At 72.4% G+C, this 25,839-nt stretch carries 20 protein-coding genes and 1 pseudogene; 15 read left to right on the top strand and 6 right to left on the bottom strand.

Annotated features, from left to right (window positions below; genetic code table 11):
- Positions 1–38: 38 nt before the first annotated feature.
- The 4 genes and pseudogenes from IE134_RS24370 to IE134_RS24355 all read left to right on the top strand — a co-directional run.
- A complete protein-coding gene (locus tag IE134_RS24370; protein ID WP_189431711.1) occupies positions 39–1,169 on the top strand; it encodes an aminotransferase class V-fold PLP-dependent enzyme in 1,131 nt (376 codons plus the stop codon).
- Positions 1,166–4,561, top strand: a complete 3,396-nt coding sequence (locus IE134_RS24365; RefSeq protein ID WP_189431709.1) for an AMP-binding protein — start codon at positions 1,166–1,168, stop codon at positions 4,559–4,561. Before IE134_RS24370 ends, IE134_RS24365 begins: the two co-directional genes overlap by 4 nt.
- Positions 4,558–5,751 carry a cytochrome P450 gene (locus IE134_RS24360; RefSeq protein ID WP_030710659.1) on the top strand — a complete coding sequence of 398 codons (1,194 nt, stop codon included), beginning with the start codon at positions 4,558–4,560 and terminating at the stop codon, positions 5,749–5,751. The genes IE134_RS24365 and IE134_RS24360 overlap by 4 nt, the downstream gene beginning before the upstream one ends.
- A gap of 147 nt (positions 5,752–5,898) precedes the next feature.
- Positions 5,899–7,146 (top strand): annotated as a pseudogene (locus IE134_RS24355) (AMP-binding protein); the annotation flags it as partial.
- Between the two features lie 82 nt (positions 7,147–7,228).
- Here the strand turns inward: IE134_RS24355 and IE134_RS24350 are convergent.
- Positions 7,229–8,506, bottom strand: a complete 1,278-nt coding sequence (locus IE134_RS24350) for a M6 family metalloprotease domain-containing protein (protein WP_098016622.1) — start codon at positions 8,504–8,506, stop codon at positions 7,229–7,231.
- A gap of 410 nt (positions 8,507–8,916) precedes the next feature.
- Between IE134_RS24350 and IE134_RS24345 the strand changes: the two genes are divergently transcribed.
- Entirely contained in the window at positions 8,917–9,597 is a 681-nt protein-coding gene (locus IE134_RS24345) for a TetR/AcrR family transcriptional regulator (RefSeq protein ID WP_030710656.1), read from the top strand.
- A gap of 198 nt (positions 9,598–9,795) precedes the next feature.
- Positions 9,796–11,337 carry an MFS transporter gene (locus IE134_RS24340; protein ID WP_030710655.1) on the top strand — a complete coding sequence of 514 codons (1,542 nt, stop codon included), beginning with the start codon at positions 9,796–9,798 and terminating at the stop codon, positions 11,335–11,337.
- Between the two features lie 63 nt (positions 11,338–11,400).
- On the opposite strand, the gene IE134_RS24335 is transcribed toward IE134_RS24340, so the two are convergent.
- Positions 11,401–11,913, bottom strand: a complete 513-nt coding sequence (locus tag IE134_RS24335; protein ID WP_030710654.1) for a MarR family winged helix-turn-helix transcriptional regulator — start codon at positions 11,911–11,913, stop codon at positions 11,401–11,403.
- Positions 11,914–12,181: 268 nt separating this feature from the next.
- Between IE134_RS24335 and IE134_RS24330 the strand changes: the two genes are divergently transcribed.
- A complete protein-coding gene (locus tag IE134_RS24330) occupies positions 12,182–12,964 on the top strand; it encodes a dioxygenase family protein (RefSeq protein WP_030710653.1) in 783 nt (260 codons plus the stop codon).
- Positions 12,965–13,349: 385 nt separating this feature from the next.
- Positions 13,350–14,351 carry a sigma-70 family RNA polymerase sigma factor gene (locus tag IE134_RS24325; protein ID WP_030710652.1) on the top strand — a complete coding sequence of 334 codons (1,002 nt, stop codon included), beginning with the start codon at positions 13,350–13,352 and terminating at the stop codon, positions 14,349–14,351.
- A 130-nt stretch (positions 14,352–14,481) separates the two neighbouring features.
- Here IE134_RS24325 and IE134_RS24320 read toward each other — a convergent pair whose 3' ends face one another.
- A complete protein-coding gene (locus IE134_RS24320; protein ID WP_098895897.1) occupies positions 14,482–15,552 on the bottom strand; it encodes a helix-turn-helix transcriptional regulator in 1,071 nt (356 codons plus the stop codon).
- A 190-nt stretch (positions 15,553–15,742) separates the two neighbouring features.
- Between IE134_RS24320 and IE134_RS24315 the strand changes: the two genes are divergently transcribed.
- Entirely contained in the window at positions 15,743–17,263 is a 1,521-nt protein-coding gene (locus tag IE134_RS24315) for an MFS transporter (protein WP_189431790.1), read from the top strand.
- Positions 17,264–17,326: 63 nt separating this feature from the next.
- Here IE134_RS24315 and IE134_RS24310 read toward each other — a convergent pair whose 3' ends face one another.
- Both IE134_RS24310 and IE134_RS24305 read right to left on the bottom strand, forming a co-directional pair.
- Positions 17,327–18,082 carry a DUF6227 family protein gene (locus IE134_RS24310; RefSeq protein ID WP_030710649.1) on the bottom strand — a complete coding sequence of 252 codons (756 nt, stop codon included), beginning with the start codon at positions 18,080–18,082 and terminating at the stop codon, positions 17,327–17,329.
- Between the two features lie 227 nt (positions 18,083–18,309).
- The gene (locus IE134_RS24305) at positions 18,310–19,395 is read right to left on the bottom strand and encodes a P1 family peptidase (protein ID WP_030710648.1); all 1,086 of its coding nucleotides are present in this window, start codon (positions 19,393–19,395) and stop codon (positions 18,310–18,312) included.
- A gap of 284 nt (positions 19,396–19,679) precedes the next feature.
- Between IE134_RS24305 and IE134_RS24300 the strand changes: the two genes are divergently transcribed.
- From IE134_RS24300 to IE134_RS24275, 6 genes are all read left to right on the top strand, one after another.
- Positions 19,680–20,789 (top strand): MFS transporter, encoded by a 1,110-nt coding sequence (locus tag IE134_RS24300; RefSeq protein ID WP_189431706.1) that lies wholly within the window; start codon positions 19,680–19,682, stop codon positions 20,787–20,789.
- Positions 20,786–23,113, top strand: a complete 2,328-nt coding sequence (locus tag IE134_RS24295; RefSeq protein ID WP_189431704.1) for a molybdopterin oxidoreductase family protein — start codon at positions 20,786–20,788, stop codon at positions 23,111–23,113. Before IE134_RS24300 ends, IE134_RS24295 begins: the two co-directional genes overlap by 4 nt.
- A 5-nt stretch (positions 23,114–23,118) precedes the next feature.
- The gene (locus IE134_RS24290; RefSeq protein ID WP_010059620.1) at positions 23,119–23,721 is read left to right on the top strand and encodes a 4Fe-4S dicluster domain-containing protein; all 603 of its coding nucleotides are present in this window, start codon (positions 23,119–23,121) and stop codon (positions 23,719–23,721) included.
- Positions 23,718–24,572: a QcrA and Rieske domain-containing protein gene (locus IE134_RS24285; RefSeq protein ID WP_098016618.1), complete on the top strand. Its 855-nt coding sequence runs from the start codon at positions 23,718–23,720 to the stop codon at positions 24,570–24,572. Before IE134_RS24290 ends, IE134_RS24285 begins: the two co-directional genes overlap by 4 nt.
- On the top strand, positions 24,569–24,964 hold the full coding sequence (locus IE134_RS24280; protein ID WP_098016617.1) for a hypothetical protein: 396 nt from the start codon (positions 24,569–24,571) through the stop codon (positions 24,962–24,964). Before IE134_RS24285 ends, IE134_RS24280 begins: the two co-directional genes overlap by 4 nt.
- 61 nt (positions 24,965–25,025) lie before the next feature.
- On the top strand, positions 25,026–25,250 hold the full coding sequence (locus tag IE134_RS24275; protein ID WP_098016616.1) for a hypothetical protein: 225 nt from the start codon (positions 25,026–25,028) through the stop codon (positions 25,248–25,250).
- Between the two features lie 40 nt (positions 25,251–25,290).
- Here IE134_RS24275 and mscL read toward each other — a convergent pair whose 3' ends face one another.
- Positions 25,291–25,824: a large conductance mechanosensitive channel protein MscL gene (gene mscL, locus IE134_RS24270; protein ID WP_189431703.1), complete on the bottom strand. Its 534-nt coding sequence runs from the start codon at positions 25,822–25,824 to the stop codon at positions 25,291–25,293.
- Positions 25,825–25,839: the final 15 nt, after the last annotated feature.

The following is a 25,839-nucleotide window of genomic DNA, read 5'->3' as shown; positions in this document are numbered from 1 at the left end:
CACGTAACCGAATCCACCCAACGGAGCGAGCGCACAGCATGATTCACCTGAACACCGCCGGAGCGGGCCTCGTCCCCGCCGAGGTGCGGCGGACCATGGCCGAGGTCCTCGACCGGGAGGCGGCCGCCGGCTGCTACGAGACCGAGAGCTTCTACGACGGCGTCGTCAACGACGAGGTCTACCGCCGCCTCGCCCGGATCCTCGACGCCCCGGTCGCCGATGTCGCCCTGTTCGACAGCGCCACCCGCGCCTGGTGCGCCGTCGTGCCCCGGCTGAACCTCGGGCCCGGCGACCGGGTCTGGGTCACGCCCTACGAGTACGCGGGCAACCTCATCTCCCTGTTCGACCTGCGCGACCGGACCGGCTGCACGATCGAGGTCGTCCCCCTCCTGCCGAGCGGCGACCTCGACCTCGACTGGATGGCCGCCCACATCGACGACGATGTCGCCCTCGTCTCCGTGACGCACATCCCGTCCGGCTGCGGCATCGTCAACCCGGTCGAGGAGATCGGCCGGCTGCTCGCCCCCCACCGCTGCTTCTACGCCGTCGACGCCTGCCAGTCGATCGGCCAGGTGCCCGTCAGCGCGGCCCGGATCGGCTGCCAGCTGCTCACCGGGGCGGGCCGCAAGTTCCTGCGCGGCCCGCGTGGCACCGCCTTCGCCTATGTCGCGCCCGAATTGCGCGCCGCCCTGCTGCCGGGCTTCCACGATCTGCACGTGGCGCACGTCGACTCGGCCACGGGCTACCGGATCGACGACCGCAGCGCCCGGTCCCTGGAGCTGGCCGAGCGCGGCACCGCCGCCGTGGCCGGGCTCAACACGGCGCTCACCCTCTTCGAGGAGGGCAAGCCGTTCGACCACGAGGACGTGTTCGGGGCCCTGCGGGCGGCGGTGACCGGCGCCCCGGGCGTCGAACTCATCGCCCCCGGCACGAAACAGTCCGGCATCCTCACGTTCCGCCACGCGGACGTCGATGCCGCGACGGTGATGGCCCGCCTCGCCGAGCAGCGGATCAACGTCTGGAAGATCGTCGGTCACCACACCCCGATCTACATGGCGGACCGGGGAGTGGACACGGCGGTGCGGGTCTCGGCCCACTACTACAACACCCCGGAGGAGATGGACGTCTTCGGGCGTGCCCTGCGTGAGGCGCTGGGGGCGGGGGCATGAGCGCGGCCACGGTGACCCCGCACGAGGTCCCGCACGCGGCCTCGCAGGAGGGCCCGCACGCAACCCCGCACGCGACCTCGCAGGAGGGTCCGCACGAGACCCTGCACGGGGCCGTCGCCCGGTGGGCGGCGAGGACCCCGGCGGCGACCGCGGTCGTGCACGGGGCGCGCCGGCTGAGTTACGCCGAGCTCGACCGGGCCGCCGACGCCCGGGCCGGGTCCCTGGCGCGCCGGGGTGTCGTCGCCGGTGACCTCGTCCCCGTGCTGCTGCCCCGGGGCACGGAGCTGATCGTCTCGGTGCTGGCCGTGCTGAAGCTGGGTGCGGCCTACGCCCTGCTCGACCCGGCGTGGCCGGACAGGCGGATCCGGGAGGTCACCGACCGGCTCGGCGCGCGGCTGATCGTCACGGGGGACCCGGGCTGCGAGCGGTCGGGCCTGCCGGCCTGGTCACCCGCCGAGGCCGCCTCCGGCGCCCCGGTCCGGGTCGGTGGCGAGGCTGCCTCCGGCGCCCCGGTCCGGGTCGGTGGCGAGGCTGCCTCCGGCGTTCCGGTCCGGGTCGGTGGCGAGGCTGCCTCCGGCGTTCCGGTCCGGGTCGGTGGCGAGGTCTCCTCCGACGCGCCGGCCTGTGTCTTCTTCACCTCCGGGACGACCGGCCGCCCGAAAGGAGTGCTGAGCCCGCACCGGGCCACCGCCCGCCTGGTGCGCCCGGACACCTTCGCCCGGTTCGGCCCCGCGACCGTGATCCCGCTGGCGGCCGCGCTGCCCTGGGACGCGTTCTCGCTGGAGCTGTGGGCCGCCCTGCTCAGCGGCGGCACCTCCCTCGTCGTCGAAGAGCCGTATCTCTCCGGCCAGGCACTGCGCGAGGCGGTCGCCGTCCACGGGGCCGACACGGTCTGGCTCACCAGCAGTCTGCTCAACATGGTCGTGGACGAGGACCCGGACGCCTTCCTCGGGCTGGCCCAGGTGATCACCGGCGGCGAACGGCTCTCCGTCCCCCATGTGCGCGCCTTCGTCCGGCGCCACCCCGGCATCGCCCTGATCAACGGGTACGGGCCGGTCGAGAGCACCGTCTTCGCCACCACGCACCGCATCACCGAGGCCGACTGCGACCTGCCCGGCGGCATTCCCGTCGGCCGCCCGGTCCCCGGCACCCGTATCCACGTCATCGACGGCGAGATCTGCGTCGCGGGCGACGGGCTCGCCCTGCGCTACCTCGGCGAACCGGAGCTCACCGAGGCCAAGTTCCCCCGGGTGCGGGTCGACGGCGAGGACGTACGGGTCTACCGCACCGGAGACCTCGGGCGGCTGGACGAGAACGGCGTGCTGCACTACGAGGGCCGTGCCGACCGCCAGGTGAAGGTGCGCGGTCACCGTGTCGAACCGGCCGAGGTGGAACGCCGGATCCAGGACCTGCTGCCCGCGGTCCGCGACTGCCGGGTGGTGGCCCACCGCAACGCGGCGGGCAACACCGAGGGCCTGGTGGCGTTCTGCGTGCCCGAGCGGCCGGGAGATCCGCTGAGCGCGGCCGCCGCGACGCTGGCGGCTGAACTGGTCGCCTACCAGCGGCCGGACGCCGTGCTGGCGGTGGCCGGGTTCCCGCTGACCGCCCAGGGCAAGCTGGACGAGCGGGCGCTGCTGGACCTGTGGGCCCCGGAGGCGGCCGACGGCACGCGGCAGCCGAAGGCCCCGACAGCCGCCGGGGCACCGTCCGGGACCTCGGCCGCGACCGCCGCCGCGCAGCCTTCAGGCACCTCGGCCCCGACTGCCCCCGCGCAGCCGTCCGGCACCTCGTCCGGCACCGCGCCCACGTCGTCCACCGGGGGAGCCGTGCGCCGCGCGTCCGACGAGCCGTCGTCGTACGTCCACCGCACCGCCGCCGTCTTCGCGGCCGTCCTCGGCCTGCCCACCGTTCCGCTCGACACCCCCTTCACGGACCTCGGCGGCTCGTCCCTGGCCGGTGGCCGCGTCTGCGCCCGCCTCGCGGCGGAACTGGAGCGTCCCGTACCCGTGTCGCGGCTGTACGAGCACCCGACCGCCCGGGGCCTGGGCCAGTGGCTCGCGGAGGAGGTGTCCGCCCCGCCGGCCCCCGTGGCGGCGGGCGACGACGTCCCGCTGACGCCCATGCAGACCGGCTACCTCACCAACCACCTCCTGCGCCCGCAGGACCGGTCCGCGCACTGCCTGCTGCTCTTCCGGATCGACGGCGACCTCGACCTGGACTCCCTCGACAGCGCCGTCGAGACCGTGCACGAGCGCCACGAGACGCTGCGGACGGCCTGTACGGCCACCCCGCACCCCGTGGCCCGTGTGACGGACCTCCCCGCCCCGGTCCTGGAGATCCTGGAGCCGGAACCGGACACGGACCGTGCGGTCGAGACGCTCCGCGCGACCCTGGGCGCACCCCTCGGCCTCGACGAGGGCGAGGTGTGGCGGACCGCGCTGGTCCCGCTGGAGCCCGGCCGGGCCTGGGTGTTCGGCTGCGTGGTCCACCACATCGCGTTCGACGGATGGTCGGAGTCGGTGCTCGCCGGAGACCTGGCGGCGGCCTACAACGCCGCCCGGGCCGCAGCCGGCGACGCGGCCCCCGCGCCGTCCCCGCCCCCGGCGCTCTCCGTCGCCGCGAGCGCGCGCCTGCGGGCGGAGCGCCTGGCGCACGCCGATCCGGAGCACCAACGCGCCACGCTGCTCGACGCCTTGGCCGGCGTACCGGAACTGACCTGGCCGGCCAGGACCGACCCGACAGACGCCCCCGTCGTGCCCGTGTTCCGCACGGAGCGCCTGCTGGAGCCGGACGCCGCGGCGCGTCTGGACGCTGGCGCCGCCCGCGCCGGCGTCACGCGGTACGCCGTTCTGCTGGCCTGCTACGGGCAGGTGCTGGCCGAACTCACCGGGCAGCGCGACTTCGCGGTCGGCGTCCCGGTGGCTCAGCGCTTCGACCCCCGCCTCGACGACGCGGTCGGCTGCCACATCGAGATGGCCTGCCTGCGGCTGCGCGGCGCGGTCCTCGACGGCGGGCCGGAGGCCGTCGCCGAAGCGGGCCGCGTCCTCGACCGGGCCTTCGCCGCCCAGGACGTGTCCTTCCACGAGCTGGTCCGGCTGCTCAACCCGCCGCGCACCGGGCGGCCCCCGCTCTTCCAGACCCTGCTGGTGCTCCAGGACAACGCGATCCCCGAACTGTCCCTGACCGGTCTCGGGACCACCCTGCTGCGCCCGCCCTACCTGGACATCCCGCTGGAGGTCCAGACCGAGGTCTGGCCGCTGCCCGACGGCCGGCTGCGGCTCGCCGTCAACCACCGCCCCGACGCGGTCGGGCACGCCACCGCCCACGAGCTGGCCGAGCGGCTCGCCGAGCTCGTCCACACCCTGCCGTCGCACGAAGGAGACCCGTCATGAACGTCCTCGCCCCCGAGACCGTCAGCCTCGTCGACCCCGAGCTGTACGCGACCGGCGACCCGCACCCCGTGTGGCGCTGGATGCGCGACCACGACCCGGTCCGCCGCCACGAGGCCGGGGAGTACCCGGCGTTCTGGTCGGTCACCCGGTACGAGGACGTCCGCACCGTCTACCAGGACGCCAAGGTGTTCAGCTCGGCGCAGGGCATCCTGCTGCGCCCCCGGTCGCACGGCCGGGACCCGGGCGGCGGCCGCACCCTCGCCCTGACCGACCCGCCCCGGCACAAGGCCCTGCGGTCGCTGGTCGCCGACTGGTTCACCACCCGTTCGGTGCGGGCGCTGGAGGACGCGATGCGCGGGGCCGTGCGCCAGGTCGTGACGCGCGCGGCCGGGCTCGGGACGTGCGACTTCGTCACCGATGTCGCGGCGCGGCTGCCGCTCTATGTGATCTGCCGGCTGATGGGGGTGCCGGACCATGAGCAGGAGATGCTCTTCGCCCTCACCAGCAGGGCGTTCGGGGCGGGCGAGCCGGAGGTCCGCAGCGTCGCGCACCAGGAGATCATGGCGTACTTCGTCGAGCTGATGTACCGGCGGATGGACCGGCCCGAGGACGATCTCGTCAGCGCCCTGGTCAACGGCGAGGTCGACGGGGAGCTGCTCACGGAGGAGGACATCCTCCTGAACTGCGACAACCTCCTGGTCGGCGGCACCGAGAACGTCCGCCTCGCGGTGGCCGGCGGGATGAAGACCTTCCTCGACCGGCCGGACGCGTGGGAGCGGCTGCGCGCGGACCGGGGGCTGATGCCGACGGCGGTGGAGGAGGTGCTGCGCTGGACCTCCAGCGCGACCCACATCATGCGGACGGTGACCGAACCGGTGATGCTGCGGGACCGTCCGCTGGAGGCGGGCGACCGCGTCGTCCTGTGGACCCCGTCGGCCAACCGGGACGAGCGGCACTTCGCGGACCCGGACCTGTTCGACATCGCCCGCCGCCCCAACCGTCATCTGGCGCTGGGCGCGGGAACGCACTTCTGCCTGGGGGCGATGATGACCCGCACCGAGATGCGCATCCTGTTCACCGAGCTGCTCGACTCGGTGCGTTCCATCGAACAGACGGGCCCGGCGGTGCCGTTGAGCTCGATCGTCGTGAACGGTCTGGAGAGCCTCCCGGTGAGGATCACGGCGAAGTGAACCTCTACACCCTCATCGGCCTGACCGCCGCGAGCGCCCCGAGCCCGCCCGCCGCGAAGGCCCGACGACGGCCTTGGCGACGGGCCGCCGCCCGCATAGCGTCTCGCATGTCAGTCAGCGTCAGAGCCAGCGCGAGAGAGGCCGTCCGTGCCGCACACCGTCCCGTCCCCGGACCCCGAAGCAGCCGCATCGGCTGAGCTCGCCCGGCGCGCCGCGCGCGTCGAGGCCTCCCTCACCGCGCCCGGTGCTCCTTTCGCCGTGGTGCTCGGCGAGCGGGGGACGCCGGAGTACGCCGACGGCCCCCGTACGCTCCGGGAGTTCGTCGAGACCACCTGGGCCTACGGGGAGGCGCCGTTCCTGATCGCGGGGGAACGGACCTGCTCCTACGGGGAGTTCTTCGCCGCCGCCTCGGCTCTCGCGGTACGTCTGCGGGAGGGGTACGGGCTGCGCTCGGGCGACCGTGCCGTGATCGCGTCGGGGAACCGTCCCGAGTGGCAGATCGCCTTCTGGGCGGCCCAGTTGGCCGGTCTCGTCGCCGTACCCCTCGACGCCGGGTGGACCGAGGACGCGTTCACGCACGCGCTGGAGGACTGCGAGCCCGGGGTGCTGCTGGTGGACGGGGAGCGGCTGGGGCGGGTCGCCGGCTGGGCCCGGCGGACCGGGACGCGCGTCGTCCTCTTCCCCGGCTCCGGCGACGAGGGCGCTTCGGGACCACGCGTCGAGTTCCCCGGCGGGGATCAGGCGGCGGACGGCCTGCGTGTCGAGCGGTACGAGGATTTCCCCGCCCCCGACCCGCTGGCCGCGCCGCCCGACGGGGAACCCCGGCCCGAGGACGACGCCACGATCCTCTACACCCTCGGCGCCACCGGCCGCCCCCGGGGCGCGGTGGCCACCCAGCTCGCCCAGACCGGTGCCGCGCTCAACGCCCGCTACCACGCGGCGGCCTCCGCGCGGGCGCGCGGCGCCATCCCGGGGCTGGAGCCCGCCCCGGTCTCCCCGGTGGCGGTCCCGTTCTCCGATGCCGCCGCGTTCACCGGCTTCTACGGTGCGATGGCGGCCGGCGGCGCCCTCGCCCTGACGGACGACGCCACCGCCGGGGACGGGCCGGCCGGTTACGGCCCGGCCGAGACCTGCGGCGTCGTCCTCGCGCCGCTCGGCGAGGAGCCCGGCGACGCGGGCCGGCCCGCCCCGGTCACGGAGGTGCGGATCGCCGGTCCGGCGGGCGTGGAACTGCCCGACGGGGAGCTGGGGGAGCTGTGGCTGCGCGGCCAGTCGCTGTTCCGCGGCTACTGGCGCGACGCGGCGGCGACCGGGGCCGCCTTCGGTGACGGCGGGTGGTTCCGTACGGGGGACCGTGCCGTACGCCGCGACGGGTGGGTCTCCGTCGTCGGCCGGCCCCAGGGCGCGTAGGCCGCGGGCCGGTGCACGGGCGCGTACGTCCTCGGGCGGCTCACGAGCACGTAGGTCCTCGGCCGGCTCACGGGCGCGTGACCCGTACCCGGTAGTTGCCGTCGTCGTCCTCGTCCAGCACGGATATCCGTACGCCGTTGGCCCGGTCGGTGAAGGTCTGGCCGGGCCGGAACGGGGCGTCGGACAGCTCCGCGTGCACGTTGGGGCGCCGGGTGCAGCCGCCGCTGTCCTCGGTGGCGTCGGCGACGGAGACCGGGCCCTGGCCGGTGTCCACGTCGGAGCTGACCTTGTAGATCAGCACCCCGGGCCGGCAGACCGCCTCGTCGTTGCCCCCGGCCGTGCGGACCTCCACGGCGTAGCCGGACTGCGCGCTCAGCGGGACGAAGGCGAGCTTGGTGCCGCCCTCGGTGGCCAGCGGGCCGAGCGTGTGCTCGCTGACGCCGGGCTGCGAGGCGCAGCTGATCTGCTCGTTGTCGAGCCAGCCGAGCTTCCACTTGTGCCAGGCCAGGAAGTCGTTGTTGGCGCCCCAGTCCTCGGACATGATGTCCCAGTGCCCGACGGAGCCGCCGCCCTCCATCGTGTAGAGGTCGGGCAGCCCGAAGACATGGCCGTTCTCGTGCGGCAGGACGCGGTAGCCGGTCTCGGAGTACGACCCCGATCCGTCGTCCTGGCGGCTGTAGACGAACGAGGTGTTGGCGAGCGGTACGCCGTCCGCCTCCGGGGCCTCGTCGTTGCCGGAGAAGGTCACGGAGAGCACGGTGTCCAGTGCGGAGGGGCCGGCGTTCGGGCTGACCAGGATGTTGACCAGGTCGTACTCCGAGAAGTCGACCCGGGGGTCGGCGGCCGCGACGATGTCCTTCACCAGCTGGCGGTAGCCCGGCTCGAACGGTGAGCCGCGCTCTATCCCGTACTCCGTGAACGCCATCGGCATCCGCAGCCAGTCCTTGACGGGGGCCTCGGGCCGGTAGACGAGCCGGCCGTAGGAGCTGGTCCGGAACCAGTCGGAGGTCTGCGGGAAGAACTCCGCGAACCGGTCCGTCGCGGGTTCCGTACCCTCCGCGTCCGGGAAGTCGATCATCAGGTTGAGCGCCCTGATCTCGCCGGTCGACCGGGCGTAGCCGGGCGGGGTCGGCAGGCCCTCCGACATCTGCACGCCCATGGTCGCGGAGATCCGGCACGGGGCGAGCGCGGAGTCCTGGGCGGTGGCCGCCGGGCCCGCCGAGGCGCGGCCGCCGGAGTGGAGGGTGGTGCTGGCCGAGGCCATGGCGGCTATGACCAGCGCGGTCGCTCCGGCCAGGGCGACCGGGCGGCGGTGTCTGCGTATCCGGTGGCGGGGCTGCTGCATAGAGGCGCCTTCGGGGTCCGCGGCAGCCGGCCGACCCCTGACTGCGCTCTGGCGATCAGCCTCTGCCGGGTGGTCCGGGGCCGCTCGCTGGGTGCGCCGATCGGTGGGTTTCCACCCAAGATCGATGTGATGCAGGTCACATCATGGGTGGGAAATAACCGGGGAACCTCTCCCCGTTTGCACACGTGTCCCCGCTAAACGGGGAAGCGGTCCCCGGTTACGGATGGGGTCCGACCGGCTACGCAGGGGAAGGGGAGGTGAGGGTCGCAGTGGAGACCGTCGCCAAGGGCGCCGCGCAGGCCGCCGTCACCGGCAACACCGCGCAGCCCGGCACCGGACGTGTCACCCGGACCGGCACCGGCACCGGCAGCGTCACGCGGACCGGCACCGGAAGCGCCACCCGGACCGACATCGGCACCGGACGTGTCGCGGAGGCCGCCGCCGGGAAGAGCGCCGCGCCGACGGCATCGTGCCGCGTCGCCCGTCCGCGGGCCGACGCGTTGCGCAACCGTGAGCGGATCGTCTCGGCCGCGCGCGAGCTGTTCGTCGAGTTCGGCCCCGACGTGGCGCTGGACGACGTCGCCCGCCGTGCGGGCGTCGGCAACGCCACGCTCTACCGGAACTTCCCCGACCGCGCTGCCCTCACCCATGAGGTCGTCCTCGCGGTCACCTCCCGCACCACCCTGAGGGCCGAGGAGGCCGTCGCCGCGGAGTCCGACCCGTTCGCCGCGCTCAGCCGCTTCGTGCACGCGGCCGCCGACGAACGGATCGGCGCCCTGTGCCCGATGATCTCCGGCGTCTTCGACAAGGACCACCCCGATCTGCTCGCCGAGCGCGACCGCCTCGAAGAGGCCGTCGCAGGGCTCGTGACGCGCGCCCAGTCCGCGGGGCGGCTGCGTACCGACATCGCCGTCGGTGACGTACTCGTCGCCCTCTCCCAGCTCACCCGGCCGCTCCCCGGCATCGCCTGCCAGGGCATCGACCGGTTCACCCACCGTCATCTGCAGTTGTTCCTGGACGGCCTGGAGACCCCGGCCCGCTCCGAACTGCCTGGATCGGCGGCGACCTTGGAGGATCTGCGGCGCTCCTGACGGCCGCACCGACCTGAACCTTCCCGGACCCGCCGACTCCATCGGCCTCATCGTCCCGCCCCACCCGAACACCGGCCCGTACGTCCCTGTCACGCGCGGGCGGCTCACACAACCGTCGCGCGTACGCCACAGCCCGTACCGCCGACGCCCACTTCGCGACGCCTCGGCGCCCTCGCACGTCCTTAGGTGGCTACACCCATGTCAAAAACGGCCGATCTGTCCAGAACAGCCGACACCGCCCTTCCCGATCCGAGCCGCTGGAAAGCCCTCGCCTTCATCGCCCTCGCCCAGTTGATGGTCGTCCTCGACGCGACCATCGTGAACATCGCGCTGCCCTCGGCCCAGACCGACCTCGGCATCTCCGACGGCAACAAGCAGTGGGTCATCACCGCCTACGCCCTCGCCTTCGGCGGTCTCCTCCTCTTCGGCGGCCGGATCGCCGACCTCTGGGGCCGTAAGCGCACCTTCGTCGTCGGCCTGATCGGCTTCGCGCTGGCCTCCGCGCTCGGCGGGGCCGCCCAGAACGAGGCGATGATGTTCGGCTCCCGGGCCCTCCAGGGTGTCTTCGGCGCCCTGCTCGCCCCGGCCGCGCTCTCCCTGCTCGCCGTGATGTTCACCGACGCCAAGGAGCGCGCCAAGGCGTTCGGCATCTACGGGGCCATCGCCGGTGGCGGTGGCGCGGTCGGGCTGATCCTCGGCGGCTTCCTCACCGAGTACCTGAACTGGCGCTGGACGTTCTTCGTCAACATCCCGTTCGCCATCGTCGCCGCCGTGGGCGCGTACTTCGTGATCCGTGAGCCCTCCGGCACCCGCAACCGCGCACCGCTCGACATCCCCGGCGTCGTGCTCTCCACCCTCGGCCTGGTCGCCCTGGTCTACGGCTTCACCCGCGCCGAGTCGGCCGGCTGGTCGGACGCCCTGACCGTCTCGATGTTCATCGCCGCCGCCGTGCTGCTGCTGGCCTTCGTCGTGACCGAAGCGCGCGTGAAGTCGCCGCTGCTGCCGCTGCGCGTCCTCACCGAGCGCAACCGCGGTGGGGTCTACCTCTCGCTGGGTCTCGCCATCATCGCGATGTTCGGGCTGTTCCTCTTCCTGACCTACTACCTCCAGGTCGTGAAGGGCTACTCCCCGGTCAAGACCGGCTTCGCGTTCCTCCCGATGATCGCGGGCATGATCACCGGCTCCACCCAGATCGGCACCCGGCTGATGACCCGGGTCCCGCCGCGCCTGCTCATGGGCCCGGGCTTCCTGGTCGCCGCGGTCGGCATGCTGTTCCTGACCCAGCTGGACCTGAACACCAGCTACGCGGCCGTCATCCTGCCCGGCATGCTGCTGCTCGGCCTCGGTATGGGTACGGCGTTCATGCCGGCGATGTCCCTGGCCACGCACGGCATCGAGCCGCGTGACGCGGGTGTGGCCTCCGCGATGGTCAACACCTCGCAGCAGGTCGGCGGCGCCATCGGCACCGCTCTGCTGAACACCATCGCCGCGAGCGCCACCACCGCGTACGTCGCCGATCACGCGGCCCGCGCCACGGACCCGAAGCTCCTGGAGCTCCAGGCCATGGTCAGCGGTTTCGCCTCCGCGATCTGGTGGGCGGTCGGCATCCTCGTCGCCGCGGCCGCCATCGCGATCGCCCTCATCAACACCGGCCGCCCCGGAACGGGGTCGGGCGGCACGGAGAGCGCGTCCGAGGCGGGCGCCGAAGAGGAGTTCAGGATCCCGGTGGTCGCCCACTGACGACGGCGACCGGTCCTTGACGAGGACCGGCCCCTGATCTGCCCGGATCTGCCCTGGCTCCGCTCAGCGGAGCCAGGGCAGATCCGCGTCCGTGCCCTCCGGTTCCAGACCGGTGGCGAGCGTCCGCATGATCTCCCCGAGGCTTTTCACCTGCTCGTCCGTGAGCCGGTCGAACATCGCCTGCCGTACGGCCTCGACATGGCCCGGCGCCGAGCGGCGCAGCATGTCGAGGCCGTCGTCCGTGAGCACCGCGTTCTGGCCGCGCTTGTCGGAGGGGCAGTCCTCACGGCGGACCCAGCCGTTCTTCTCCAGCCGGGCGATGGCGTGCGAGAGCCGGGAGCGGGTGATCTTCGCGTTACGGGCCAGCTCCGTCATCCGCATCCGGCGGCGGGGGGCCTGCGAGAGCTGGACGAGCAGCCCGTAATAGGTGTGCGGCATACCGGCGTCGCGCTGCAACTGGCGGTCGAAGTGATCCTCCAGCAGCGTGGTGGCATGCAGATAGGCGCGCCAGACGCGCTGCTCCTCGTCGGTGAGCCAACGCGGTGCGCTGGTGGATGCCGTGGTCATGGACTCCACTGTACGACCTTTTCTTGAAAGTTGAACTAGATAGAGCTAAGGTCTCCACAGGTAGGATCTTGAAGTTTCAAGAAGCCTTCCCGGGAGGTCCCCGCGGGGGATCCGAGGGGGAGATCCCGCGGTATTCCGTAGGACCCCTGCACAACCATCCCTCGGATGACCTCGGGGAACTACCGCTCTGACGAACTCGTGACCGGATCCGGTGACCCGGACGCCCAGCGCGGCGCCCGGCCGCCCGGGATCCGGCGCCCAGTGGATGGGGAGTGCCATGACAGCCACCGCGGAGCGCATGCCCGCCCTCTACCTCTCGCACGGCGCGCCGCCCCTGGCCGACGACCCCGTCTGGCCCGGCGAACTCGCCGCCTGGTCCGCGGGCCTGCCCCGCCCCCGCGCGATCCTGATGGTCTCCGCCCACTGGGAGGAGGCCCCGCTCGCCCTGGGGGCAACCGAGACCGTGCCGCTCGTGTACGACTTCTGGGGCTTCCCCGAGCACTACTACGGGGTGCGGTACGAGGCCCCCGGCGCGCCCGGTCTCGCCGACAGCGTCCGGAAGCTGCTGCGCGGCGCCGGTACGCCGGTCCAGGACATCCCGGACCGGGGCCTGGACCACGGGGCGTACGTCCCGCTGGTGGAGATGTTCCCGGACGCCGGCATCCCCGTACTCCAGATCTCCCTGCCGACCCTCGACCCGCAGAAGCTGATGGCCGTCGGGCGCAAGCTCGCGCCTCTGCGCGACGAGGGCGTGCTGATCGTCGGCAGTGGCTTCTTCACCCACAACCTGGCCGCCCTGCGCCACCAGGGCGGCGGGGTGCCCGGCTGGTCGGCGGAGTTCGACGACTGGGGCGACCGCGCGCTGCGGGCCCAGGACATCGACGCGCTGATCGACTTCGAGCACACGTCCCCGGCCGGAAAGCTCGCCCACCCGCGCACCGAGCACTTCGCGCCGCTGTTCGTGACGCTGGGCGCGGCCGAGGACGAGCTGGACCGGGGCCGGAGCGTGATCGACGGCTTCTGGATGGGACTGGCGAAGCGGTCGGTGCAGTTCGGCTGACCCCGTACGTGTCGGGGCCTGACCGGCTCTTCCCGTCGCGGACGCACCTGAGCAACCCGAACGCCACCGCAGCCGTCTCCCGGGGTGGGTACGGGGGGTTCGCGGGCGGGATCAGGGCGCATCGGGTGGACGCGCCGAATCCGGGTACCCGGCCGAAGAGTCGGCAAGGGCGCCGACAAGGAGCCGGAGCCCCTCCGCACCGCCTCTGACCTGCGCGTCCGATGGGATCCGGAAGCGGTGCCCGGCGGTCGGAGCGGGACAGGGTACTGCATGATCACGAAAATGAATGTGCCGCATGGGAATTCTGTCCGGATTCCAGTCGTTGTTTCCATCGGATGCAGGGCACCCGAAAGGGTGTCGCGACCTACTCAGCAAGGGAGCACGCATGGCAACCCGTGCCGTCGCCCGTCGTAAGTCCACCGCCTCCGGTGAGACCGACCGGGCAAGCAGTGTTCGCGCCGTGGGCGGGGAGATCGCCGATCGCGACCTGGTCGGCATGTACCTGGACGAGATCGCCCGCACACCGCTGCTCGACGCCGCCAAGGAAGTCGACCTCTCCCAGACCATCGAGGCGGGCGTCTACGCCCAGCAGATCCTCGACGGCGAGGTGGAGAGCGAAGCCGGTGACGCGAAGCGTGAGGAGCTGGAGGCGCTGGTCGCCGACGGCGAGCGCGCCAAGGACATATTCATCCGTTCCAACCTCCGGCTCGTCGTCGCCGTGGCCCGCCGCTACCCGCGCGCGGGGCTCCCTCTGCTCGACCTGATCCAGGAGGGCAACGCCGGCCTGGTGCGCGCGGTCGAGAAGTTCGACTACGCCAAGGGCTTCAAGTTCTCCACGTACGCCACCTGGTGGATCCGGCAGGCCATCACCCGGTCCATCGCCGACCAGTCCCGCACGATCCGGCTCCCCGTCCACCTGGTGGAGGAGCTCGGCCGGATCCGCCGGGTCCAGCGCGAGTTCAACCGCGAGCACGGGCGCGACCCGGAGCACGCGGAGATCGCCGCCGAGCTCGACTCCAACGCCGAGCGTGTCGGCAACGTCCTGGACTGGGCCCGCGACCCGGTCAGCCTCAACATGTCCGTGGACGACGACGGCGACACCCAGTTCGGCGACCTGCTGGAGGACACCTCCGCCGTCTCGCCCGAGCAGTCGGTGATGACCCTGCTCCGCAGCGAGGAGCTGGAGGACCTCATCGGCAAGCTCGACAACAGGACCGCCTCGATCATCAAGATGCGGTACGGCATCGAGGACGGGCGCGAGCGGACCTTGACCGAAGTGGGCAAGCAGCACGGCCTCACGCGGGAGCGGATCCGGCAGATAGAGAAGCACGCACTGCTCGAATTGAAGCGAATGGCTCACGACACGGGCTTTGACGCTGCGGCGTGAGCCAATAACCCGTAATCTCCCCATCAAGCCGGTTCGCACCGGCCGACCGACCGGGTCATTCCGGTCACCCGACCGGTTTTCCACCGGTCCACGAGCTGAGCCCCGGCGCCCACCCCCCCGGCGTCGGGGCTCATCCCTGTTCCGGGCCGGTCCCGTGTCGCGGTTCCGGGTCCGCCTCCTGACGCGGTTCCGCGGCAGCCCCGGCGGCGGCCCGGGTCAGCCGGGCGCCCAGCCCCTCCAGGTACGCCACCAGCTGCGGCGGCCCCTGTACGGAGAACTCGCAGTCCACCAGCGCCAGCCGCAGCGCCACCCACTCCAGCGAGTCGGTGCACGAGGCCCGCAGCCGGCAGCCGCCCTCCCCGTCCGGCTCCGGCGCCCCGAGGTGCGCGGGCAGCCGCGCCGTCACGAACTCCGCCGGCGCGCCGAACCACACGTCGAGGCGCAGCTCCGGCTGCATCCGCCGCATCGACCGTGCCAGGAACCTCGCCGCGTCCCCGCTTCCGGTATCCCCCCTCTCCGTGTCGCTCCCCGCGCCCTCGACGGGCAGCGGCCTCGGAGTGAACCGGGCCCCGGTCGCGTACGGCTCGCCGACCCGGTCCACCCGGAACGTCCGCCAGTCCTCCCGGCCGAGGTCGTACGCCACCAGGTACCAGCGCTGCCCGGTACTCACCAGCCGGTACGGCTCGACCTGCCGCTTCGTCCGGGTGCCGTCGCCGCTGCGGTACGCGAACCTCAGCCGCTCCCGCCCGGTGGCCGCGGACGCCAGCGTCGTCAGGGTCCGCGGGTCGATGGTGGAGCCGTCGCCCCGGGTCAGCGGCACCGTGGCGTTCTGGAGCGCGGAGACCCGGTGCCGCAGCCGGGAGGGGAGCACCTGTTCCAGCTTCGCCAGCGCCCGTACGGAGGCCTCGTCGACGCCCTCGATCGCGTGCCCCGCCCCGGCCCGCAGCCCCACCGCGATGGCCACCGCCTCCTCGTCGTCCAGCAGGAGGGGCGGCATGGCGGCGCCCGCGACCAGGCGATAGCCGCCGACCGAGCCGCGCGAGGCCTCGACCGGGTAGCCCAGGTCGCGCAGCCGGTCGATGTCGCGGCGGATCGTGCGCGGGCTGACGTCGAGCCGTTCGGCCAGTTCGCCGCCGGGCCACTCGCGCGGGGTCTGAAGGAGGGACAGCAACTTCAGCAGACGTGCCGGGGTGTCGGACATGGCTTCAGGATGACGGAGAATCAGGTCATGATCTGACCTAATGGCTGCCTAGGTTCTCTCCATGCCTTCTTCCGCACCGCCGCCGCCCGCGGCCTCACAACTCGTACCGCCCACGTCGCCCGCGACGGTGAAGACGCAGGTCGCATCGGTGACGACGCCAGTCGCACCGGTCAAGACGCCGGGCGCACCGATGAAGACGCCGGGTACACCCGCAGCCACAGCCACAGCCACAGCCACAGCCGCACCCGCGTCCGCCCCGGCCGACCGGCGTCGCTGGTTCGCGCTCGCCATCGTGATGACCGCGGCCTTCATGGACCTGGTCGACGTCACGATCGTCAACATCGCGATCCCCAGCATCACGCGCGAGACCGGAGCCTCCGTCTCCGCGATCCAGTGGATCACCGCCGGTTACGCGCTCGCGTTCGCGGCCGGGCTGATCACGGGCGGCCGGCTCGGCGACATCTACGGGCGCAAGCGGCTCTTCCTCATCGGCATCGGCGGCTTCACGCTCGCCTCGGCCCTGTGCGGCGTGGCGCCCACCCCCGAGATCCTGGTCGCCGCCCGCATCCTCCAGGGCGCGACAGCGGCCCTGATGGTGCCCCAGGTCCTCTCGATCGTGCACGCCACCTTCCCGGCCCACGAGCGCGGCAAGGTCTTCGGCCTCTTCGGCGCGATCGTCGGACTCGGCGCGGTCTCCGGTCCGCTGCTGGGCGCCCTGCTCACCGAGTGGGACCTCTTCGGGCTCGGCTGGCGGCCGATCTTCCTGATCAACCTGCCCGTCGGCATCGCCGGACTGGTCCTCGGCGCGAAGTTCATCACCGAGTCCAGGGCCCCCAAGGCGGTCCGTCTCGACCTGCCCGGCGTCGCCCTGATCACCCTGGCTATGCTGATGCTCATCTATCCGCTCACCCGGGGACACGAGCTGGGCTGGCCGCTCTGGGGCCATCTCTCGATGGTGGGCAGCCTGTTCGTCTTCGCGGCACTGGTGATCCACCAGCGGCGGAAGGCCCTGACCGATGGCTCGCCGCTGATCGAACTGTCCCTGTTCCGGGTGAAGAGCTTCGCCGCCGGCATCGCCGTGCAGCTGACCTTCGGCGTCGGCCTCGGCATCTTCTTCCTGGTCTGGACCCTCTACATGCAGATGGGCCTCGGCTGGAGCGTGCTGCGCGCCGGCGTGACGGGCATCCCCTTCTCCGTCGCGGTGTCGGTGGCCGCCGGAATCTCCGTGCAGAAGCTGGTGCCCCGCTTCGGCCGCAAGGTCCTCCAGGCCGGTGCGCTCCTCATGATCGCCGGGCTGCTGACCTACCTCTGGGAGAGCGAGCAGTACGGCATGGGCATCAGCTCCCGGCAGATGGCCGTCCCGCTGGTGGTCATGGGCGCGGGGATGGGGCTGATCGTGGCTCCGCTGACCGACATGGTGCTCTCCGAAGTGCCCAAGGAGCATGCCGGTTCGGCGTCCGGCCTGATCAACACCGTGCAGCAGATGGGGACGGCGCTCGGCCTCGGTCTGGTGTCCGTCGTCTTCTTCGGCGCGACCGGCGACCGGCCGGCTCCCGAAGCGGTCGGCCCGGCGTTCGTCGACGCGTTCCAGCAGTCGCTGTGGTGGGTGGCCGGGGTGCTCTCGGCGATCTTCCTGGTGATGTTCGCGCTGCCCGCCCGGCCGCGCGCCCACGGGGAGGACGGCGTGAACACGGAGGCTGACGCGAACTGACCGGCGCGGCAGGGGAATCGGGCCCGGAGGCACTGGCCTTGGGGGCGGCCCCGGCGGATCGGGTCAGCAGATCCGGGTGCGGCTCTCCATCGCCGCGCGGGCGGTGTGCTCGTCCTCGTACACCTCGCACATGTGCCGGCCGTCGGGCGTGGCCGTGTGCTCGACCTCCCACAGGCTCGTCTCGCTGCCGTCCAGCAGCAGGAACGCGTGCTCGTAGAGCGTGAATCCGGCGGGCCGGCCGTCGACATCGCACTGCCGCCCGAAGATCTGGGTGATGTGGTGGGCGAAGGCGGCCCGAAGCAGCCGCGCCCTCTCCTCGCCCGGCCGGTCGGCGTTCTCCGCACGGCGCAGCACCCGGCGGGCGTGGTCCGCGGAATTGTCGGGGGCGTACGTCCGGGGGAGCGGGGCCGGCGGGGCGGACATCAGGACCGTCAGCATCTCCAGGTCCCCCGGCGCCTCCTGCATCCCCTCGTCGCCGAAGGCCGGGGAGTCGGAGAAGCTCCCGGCCAGCCGGGACGCGGCGATACGGGCGTCGCCCTCGTCGTCGTACAGCTCGTGCCGACGCGGGCTCCGCACGTCCCGGCCGCCGCTGTGCACCAGCTCCCACAGAGTGAGGGCGGAGCCGTCGGCGAGGAGATACGTGTGACGGTAGGTCTCGCGGTGCAGCACGGAGCTGTGGTGCGACGAGTGCAGCGAACTGCTGTGGGCGAGCGCCGTGCCGAGGCGGTCGACCGTGCTGTCGGGAAGGTCGAAGGAGTTCAGGGCGCGTCGCAGGAGTCGGTCGAGGTGGTGCTCGGTTGTCTCGCACGGATCGCTCAAGGTGGTGTCTCCAGGCCGTCGCCGCGTGTTACTCGATGCGTGCTTAACGTAGTCCCTGGGCCTGACATCGTGACCGGGGTTGGGTGAAAACGTAAGGCGCACGCCGAAAGTTCCCCGCTCGTTCCCGGTGCATTTCGGGCGCTTGGGAGGAACTCCCTTACGTGGACGGCGAGTCGGCCACCCGTGCGCGCCCCCGGCTCACACCGCACGCCCCCTCCGCCGCGGCCTCACCGCACCCCGCCTCCGTACAACTCCGTGTACGAGAGCAGCCTGCCGCCCGGCCGCTCGGTGCTCCGGGCCGCGCGCACCGCCTTCACGATGGCCCGCGCCAGGACGTCGGCGCCCGCCGCGAGGATCTCGTTGACGGCGACCGGGTTCCCCGGCTCCACCGGCACCTGCCCGGTGGCCAGGGTGAACACGGTGTCCCCGTCCGTCAGCAGATGGACCGGGCGCACCGCGCGGGCCAGGCCGTCGTGCGCGGTGCCCGCCAGCTTCTGGGCCTGCGCCCGCGTCAGGTCCGCGTCCGTGGCGACGACCGCGATCGTCGTGTTGAACGGCGGGGCCCCGCCCCCGGCCGCCTCCGCCGCTTCCCGCTCCAGCGCGAGACGCCGCTCCGCGGCCGCGTGGACCTCGGCCGGAGGGTGGACCGGCGGCTCCCCGGCCCCGTACTCCCCGAACAGCACCCCGGTCCGGGGATCGACCACCGAGCCCGCCGCGTTCACCGCGACGACGGCGGCCACCGTGACCCCGGAGGCGAGGCGGGCGCTCGCCGTGCCGATGCCGCCCTTGAGCTGCCCGGCCACCGCGCCGGTGCCCGCGCCCACCGAGCCCTCGGCGACGGGCTCCCCGGGGCCCGTGGCAGCGGCGGCCTCCACCGCGGCGCGGCCGGTCGACGCGTCGGGGCGGGCCCGCCAGTCGCCGCCCCGGCCGAGGTCGAAGAGAGCGGCGGCCGGAACGACCGGCACCACCTGAGTGGGCCCGGGGCCGACCCGGACGCCCCGGCCCTGCTCCTCCAGCCACGCCATCACGCCGGACGCCGCGTCGAGCCCGAAGGCGCTCCCGCCCGTGAGGACGACGGCGTCGACCCGCTGCACCAGGTTGCGCGGATCCAGTGCGTCCGTCTCCCGCGTCCCCGGCCCGCCGCCCCGTACGTCCACGGCTGCCACGGCCCCGCCCTCGGGCGCCAGGACGACGGTCGTACCGCTCAACGCGCCCGCACCGGCGACCTCGGCGTGGCCGACGCGGATACCGGCCACATCGGTCAGCGCGTCCAGCAGCGGCGGCAGCTCGGGGGCCTTGTCCTCGCGCGTCATCGTGCAGCTCCTCCGGTCGGGATCGGGGCCCGCCGAAGAGCACGGGCCGCTACACCTCGAACGTACCGGCGAGCCGAAAGCGGTGCGCGAGACTCCGTGCGGTCGGTGCACAAGACCCGGCCGGGCAAGGCGGCCTGCGCAGCCCTGCCGGCGCCAGGCGGCCCCCGCGCCCCTCCGGCAGCCCCGCCCCGGCAAGGCGGCCCTTGCGACTGTCCGGGCGACCCGCTCACCCTCCCATCCCCTAAAACGGGTTCAAACGACCCAAACAGTCCTACGGTGGCCGGGTGACCGAGCCCTCAGGAGCCACCGCAGCAGCCGAGCCCCCCGCCCCCGGTGACCCCGAGACCACTCCTGCCGCCCCCACCGGCCCCCGGTCCGTCACCGCCCGGGCCACGCTCGCCGGAGTGGCTGTCTCCGCCCTCCTGATCGTCGCGATCGTGCTCGGCAGCCGCATGCTCCGTAACTTCGACTCGGCCCTCCTCCCGTACGCCGTCGCCACGGTCTTCCTCGCCTTCGGCGTCGCCTACCGCTACACCGTCTGGATCTCCGCCCCCGGTGCCCGACGCCTCTTCAAACAGGGCTGGCGCAGCCTCTTCTCGATGGAGAACTTCCGCAGGGCCCCCACCGCCCTGCCCAGGATGATCGCCACCTACCTCGGCTTCCAGAAGTTCCTCGGCGCCCGCTCCCACGCCCGCTGGGCCGCTCACCAGCTCATCTTCTGGGGCTGCGTCCTCGCCGCCCTGATCACCTTCCCGCTCACCTGGGGCTGGTTCACCTTCACCTCCGGCACCGGCTCAGGACCCGGTTACGAGATGCGGATCTGGGGCTTCAAGATCCTCGGCTTCGACTCCCTGAACCTGCTCGGCTGGCTGATGTTCCACGGCCTGGACATCGCCGCTGTCCTCGTCATCCCCGGCGCCTCGTACTTCCTGTGGCGCCGGATGAAGGACCGCGGCGCCATCACCGGCCAGCGCTTCGCCTACGACCTCGTGCCGCTGATCGCGCTCATCGTCATCTCCGTGACCGGCCTGCTCCTCACCTTCTCCTCGGTCTTCCTGCACGGCGGCGGCTACCAGTTCCTGGCGATCCTGCACATGGTGTCCGTCGTCTTCACCCTGATCTACATCCCGTTCGGCAAGTTCTTCCACATCGTCCAGCGCCCGGCCGCGGTCGGCATGCAGCTGTTCAAGTACACCGGCCGCAAGGACGACGAGGTCTTCGCCTGCCGCCGCTGCGAGGAGCCCATCGACACCGGGCCCTACGTCGAGAACCTGCGCGGCACCATGCGCGACCTCAGCCTCGACTTCGACGCCTGGGCCGAATACTGCCCGCGCTGCAAGCGGGTGCTGCGCGGCAGCGCCTACCTCTCCCATGTGAAGAAGGGCTTCAAGTGACCGCGGATCCGCGAGCTGCTGCCGACCGCCGCACCTTCATCCCCCTGGACCCCTCCCTCGCCCCGCCCGGCACCCGCGCCTTCCGGGACGCGGGCGGCATCCCGGCCGACCGGTGGCACGCCGACCAGAACGGCGAGACGCTCGTACCCACCCACTGCTGCTTCTGCGGGGTCCAGTGCGGGATGTATCTGCGCGTGGACCACGGCGGCAAGGTCTTCGGCGTCGAACCCCGCAACCACGACATCAACCGGATGCGGCTCTGCCCCAAGGGCATCAACGCCTACCAGCAGGTCAACCACCCCGACCGGCTCACCGCCCCGCTGATGCGCCGCTCCCGCGACGAGGAGTTCCGGGAGGTCTCCTGGGAGGAGGCCCTCGACTTCACCGTCTCCGAGGTCAGGCGCATCCAGCAGACGTACGGCAACGACGCCTTCGGGCTCCTCGGCGGGGCCAGCCTGTTCTCCGAGAAGACCTATCTGGTGGGCAAGTTCGCCCGGGTCGCGCTCAAGTCCCGGCACGTCGACTACAACGGCCGCCTCTGCATGGTCAGCGCCGCGGGCGCCAACAAGCTGGCCTTCGGCATCGACCGGGCCGGCAACCCCTTCTCCGACATCCTGCTCACCGACTGCCTGCTCATCGCGGGCTCCAACGTCGGTGAGTGCTTCCCCGTGATGACCCAGTACGTCTGGGGAGCCCGGGACCGCGGTGCGACCCTCATCGTCGTCGACCCGCGCGAGACCGCCATCGCCCGGACCGCCGACATCCATGTCGCCCTCAAACCCGGCACCGACTCCGCCTTCTTCACCTCCGTCCTGAATGTCGTCATCGAGGAAGGGCTCACCGACGAGAACTTCCTCGCCGACCACGCCACCGGCTGGGAGGAGCTCAAGGCCAAGGCCGCCGAATACCCGCCCTCCCGCGCCGCCGCGATCTGCGGCATCCCCGCCGAGCAGATCGTCCAGGTCGCCCGGGCCTTCGCCCGCGCCCCCAAGGCCATGGCCTGGCACGCCCGAGGCATCGAACACCACTCGCAGGGCGTCGAGAACTGCCTCTCCGTGATCAACCTGTGCACCGCCACCGGCCACATCGGCAAGCCCGGCGCCGGCTACGGCACCATCACCGGCCAGGGCAACGGGCAGGGCGGCCGCGAGCACGGCCAGAAGTCCGACCTCCTCCCCGGCGGACGCTCCATCATGAACGAGGAGCACCGCCGTCAGATCTGTGAGATCTGGGGCATCGAGGAGTCCGAACTCCCGCCCGCCGGCACCTCCATGATGGAAATGGTCTGGCAGATGCAGCGCCGCGAGATCCGCGGCCTGATCGGCATCTGCAACAACCCCTTCGTCTCCCTGCCCAACTACCGGGTGGTCAAGGAGGGGTACGACACCACCGAGTTCCACGCCCAATTCGACTTCTTCCTCTCCGAGACCGCCACCAACGCCCATGTCGTCTTCCCCGTCACCACCTGGGCCGAGGACGAAGGGGTGATGGCCAACGCGGAAGCCCGCGTGGTCAAGCACAACAAGGCCCAGGACCCGCCTCCAGGAGTCCGGACCGACACCTGGGTGATCTGCGAACTCGCCCGCCGCCTCGGCGCGGGCGACAAGTTCGACTTCCCCGACTCCCGGACGGTCTTCGACGAGTTGCGCGTCGCCTCCGCCGGAACCGTCAACGACTACTACGGCATCACCTACGAACGGCTGGAGGAGACCGGCGGCATCGCCTGGCCCTGCCCCAGCACCGACCACCCCGGCACCCCGCGCCTCTTCGAAGACGGGAAGACCTACCACCCCGACGGCAGGATCCACCTCCAGGTCGTCGAGTGGCACCCGCCGATGGACCCGTACGACGACGAGCACCCCATGTCGCTCACCACCGGCCGTACCGTCGCCCACTTCCTCTCCGGCAACCAGACCCGCAGGCTCGGCGCCCTCGTCGAACAGACGCCGCGCCCCTGGGCCGAGATCCACCCCTCCCACGGCTTCCGCAACGGCGAACCCGTCCGCGTCGTCACCCGGCGCGGCAGCGAGGTCTTCCCCGCCCTGGTCACCGAGGCGATCCGCCCCGACACCGTGTTCGTCCCGTACCACTGGCCCGTCCCCACCGCGGCCAACGCCCTCACCATCGACGCCCTCGACCCCCGCTCCAAGATCCCCGAGTACAAGGTGTGCGCCTGCCGCATCGAGCACGCCGAGCGGATCGACGAGGTCCCCGCCCCGCCGGTCGCCCCCGGCCATGTCGCCTACCCGGAGACCCAGGTCTCCCGTACCGACCCGCTGCCTCCCACGGCCCCGCAGGGCCGTGGCACCTCGGAGAGGAGCTGAGGCCCATGATGGGCAGAACGATCTTCATCGACCCGGGGCGCTGCATCGGCTGCCAGGCCTGTGTCTCCGCCTGCCGCGAATGCGACTCGCACCGCGGCAAATCGATGATCCACCTCGACTACACCGACGAGGGCCAGTCCGTCGCCTCCCTTCCGACCGTCTGCATGCACTGCGAGGACCCGGTCGCCCCGTGCGCCGAGGTCTGTCCCGCCGACGCGATCCTGGTGACCGCGGACGGTGTGGTGCAGCAGGCCGACACCACCCGCTGCATCGGCTGCTCCAACTGCGTCAACGCCTGCCCCTTCGGCGTACCGAAGATCGACCTCCAGGCGAAGCTGCAGATGAAGTGCAACCTCTGCTACGACCGCACCGCCTACGGCCTCGCCCCCATGTGCGCCACCGTCTGCCCGACCGGAGCGCTCTTCTACGGCACCGTCGAGGAGCTCCAGGCGGAGCGCCCCGGCGTCCAGGTCGCCGACACCTTCGTCTTCGGCGAGACCGAGGTCCGCACCGGCGTGGCCATGGTCGTCCCCGCCGAACGGGTCCAGTGGCCGGTTCCCGGCGGTCTCCCCGTCGTCGAGATCAACGGGAAGGACGTCCGCCGATGAGCGTCACCGACCAGCAGCCGGCCGGCGAGCACCCCGCCGGGGGAGACCCGCGCGAGGCGCTCCAGGACCGGATCGCCGCCGACTCCCTCACCACCCGGCGGGACTACCTCCGGATCGTCACCACCGTCTCCGGCGGACTCGCCGTCGGCGGTATCGGGGTGGCCGCGGGCATCCTCCACCGCCACGGCGACGGCGAGGAGGGCAAGGCCCCCGAGCCGAAGCGCATCGCCGCCGGGCTCCCGCCCGGCGAATCGATCGCCTTCCGCTACCCGGGCGAGGAGGACCGGGCCGTCGCCGTCCGCCTCGACGACGGCACCCTCGTCGGCTACTCCGCCGTCTGCACCCACCTCGCCTGCGCCGTGCTCTGGCGCAAGGACCGGGGCACCGAGGGCGAGCTGTACTGCCCATGCCACGAGGGGGTCTTCGACGCCCGGTCCGGCGAGGTCACCGCGGGCCCGCCGCCGCGCGGGCTGCCCAAGGTCGTGGTCGTCGAGCAGGACGACGGCAGCGTCTGGGCCGTGGGGACCACCCGGTCCGGCGAGAGCGTCGAGGAGGGCCTCTGCCGCCAGCTCGGCGGGGAGCGCCCCGAACTCGCCGCCCGTATCGGCTGCCCGGGCGCCGACGGCGGAGCCGAGGCCCCGCCCCGGGCCGCCACCGGAACAAGAGCCCGGAACCGGGCCGCCGGTGAAAGGCCCGCACCCCGGGCCGACGGCGCCAGGGATGCCGGCGGCCGCGTCACCGGCCCCGCCGCACGCCCCGCTCCCGCCGCCGGTTCCGGATCCGTCGCCGGCCTCGGTCGCGGAGCCGACGCGGCGTCCGCCACCGCCGAGAACCCGGGCGGGCGGGCATGAACGACACCCCGCACCCCGAGCAGCCTCTGCCGCCACCGGGCACCCACTACCCCGCCTACCACCCCGGCAGCGCCGACCCCGAGCTGAACCGGCCCGTCCACGAGCGCTATCCGCAGATCCGCCCCACCAGCGGATACGGGGACCCCCGGGTCCGGCACACCGGCCCCGGACCCGGAGCGGGCACCGACCAGGACCCCGAGCGCTCCTCGAAGCTGACCGCCCGCCTCGCCCTGGCCATGTCCGTCGTCGTCGGCCAGCTCTGGGGGCTGACGATCCTGATCGACGAGTGGATGGAGGGCAACACCGGCACGGCCTGGTGGGGGGCGGGTTTCCTCTGCCTGTCGTTCCTCGTCGTGCTCGGCCTGTGGCTCGTCGACCCGAAGGACCGCTGACACCCGCCGCCCGGCCCCACGGCGGCTCACCCCCCGTGGTGAGCCGCCGTACCCTGGAGACATGAGCGCCGCCCCCGCCCCCAGCCCGCGTGATGCGAAGAAGCAGCAGCCACAGGAGCAGCCGCACCCGGAACCGAAGCCCAAGCCGGTTCTGATCTTCGACGATCCGCTGGACCGGCAGTCCGCGGACGATACGGACCAGGGGTGGGGCGAGCGGCCTCCGACCGGCGGCAGCGCCGCGGACCTCGCGCGCTTCCTGGACGAGAAGCCGCCCCACCACATCTGAGCGAAGCCGCCCCGCCCCGTCTGACCGGCCGCCCGGAGGGCTACCGGTCCTCGCGCGGGCCGGCAGCGGCCCCGTCGGCTCCGCCCGGTCCTTCGCCCGAGTCCGGTCCGGGCGCGCCACCGGTGCGCTGGGCGACCAGTTCGTCGCGGATCTCCTTCAGCACCTCCAGCTCGCTCACCTCGATCGTCTCCTGCACACCTTCCTTGGCGGCCTGCATCGCCGCCCGCCGGGCCAGATACTTGGCCATCGGCAGCACCATCAGGAAGTACACGACGGCGGCGGTGATCAGGAAGCTGAGGGTGGCGCTGAGCACCGAGCCCCACAGGATCTCGATTCCGTCCATCTTCCCGGTCTTCGGGTCCGTGGTGCACGGGCCCTGGAGGCAGGAGCTGTAGTTGTCCAGGTCCTGCGTGCCGAACGCGCCGACCAGGGGGTTGATGATGCCCTTGACGAACGCGTTCACGATGTTGGTGAAAGCGGCACCGATGACGACAGCCACCGCGAGGTCGATCACATTGCCGCGCATCAGGAAGGCCTTGAAGCCCTCCAGCAGACTGACCTTCTTCTCGCTCACGGATGAGCCTTCCTT

This window comes from Streptomyces rubiginosohelvolus, assembly GCF_014649875.1.
In the GTDB taxonomy this organism is placed as follows: Bacteria; Actinomycetota; Actinomycetes; order Streptomycetales; family Streptomycetaceae; genus Streptomyces; species Streptomyces rubiginosohelvolus.
Note: the sequence above shows the minus strand (reverse complement) of the source record. Positions and strands in the feature narration are given on the sequence as shown.

What these genes read in the sequence shown, in the direction of transcription:
- IE134_RS24370 (WP_189431711.1), top strand. Translation starts at nt 39, where the DNA reads ATGATTCACCTGAACACCGCCGGAGCGGGCCTCGTCCCCGCCGAGGTG.
- IE134_RS24365 (WP_189431709.1), top strand. Translation starts at nt 1,166, where the DNA reads ATGAGCGCGGCCACGGTGACCCCGCACGAGGTCCCGCACGCGGCCTCG.
- IE134_RS24360 (WP_030710659.1), top strand. Translation starts at nt 4,558, where the DNA reads ATGAACGTCCTCGCCCCCGAGACCGTCAGCCTCGTCGACCCCGAGCTG.
- IE134_RS24350 (WP_098016622.1), bottom strand. Translation starts at nt 8,506, where the DNA reads ATGCAGCAGCCCCGCCACCGGATACGCAGACACCGCCGCCCGGTCGCC.
- IE134_RS24340 (WP_030710655.1), top strand. Translation starts at nt 9,796, where the DNA reads ATGTCAAAAACGGCCGATCTGTCCAGAACAGCCGACACCGCCCTTCCC.
- IE134_RS24330 (WP_030710653.1), top strand. Translation starts at nt 12,182, where the DNA reads ATGACAGCCACCGCGGAGCGCATGCCCGCCCTCTACCTCTCGCACGGC.
- IE134_RS24325 (WP_030710652.1), top strand. Translation starts at nt 13,350, where the DNA reads ATGGCAACCCGTGCCGTCGCCCGTCGTAAGTCCACCGCCTCCGGTGAG.
- IE134_RS24320 (WP_098895897.1), bottom strand. Translation starts at nt 15,552, where the DNA reads ATGTCCGACACCCCGGCACGTCTGCTGAAGTTGCTGTCCCTCCTTCAG.
- IE134_RS24315 (WP_189431790.1), top strand. Translation starts at nt 15,743, where the DNA reads ATGAAGACGCCGGGTACACCCGCAGCCACAGCCACAGCCACAGCCACA.
- IE134_RS24305 (WP_030710648.1), bottom strand. Translation starts at nt 19,395, where the DNA reads ATGACGCGCGAGGACAAGGCCCCCGAGCTGCCGCCGCTGCTGGACGCG.
- IE134_RS24290 (WP_010059620.1), top strand. Translation starts at nt 23,119, where the DNA reads ATGATGGGCAGAACGATCTTCATCGACCCGGGGCGCTGCATCGGCTGC.
- IE134_RS24285 (WP_098016618.1), top strand. Translation starts at nt 23,718, where the DNA reads ATGAGCGTCACCGACCAGCAGCCGGCCGGCGAGCACCCCGCCGGGGGA.
- IE134_RS24280 (WP_098016617.1), top strand. Translation starts at nt 24,569, where the DNA reads ATGAACGACACCCCGCACCCCGAGCAGCCTCTGCCGCCACCGGGCACC.
- IE134_RS24275 (WP_098016616.1), top strand. Translation starts at nt 25,026, where the DNA reads ATGAGCGCCGCCCCCGCCCCCAGCCCGCGTGATGCGAAGAAGCAGCAG.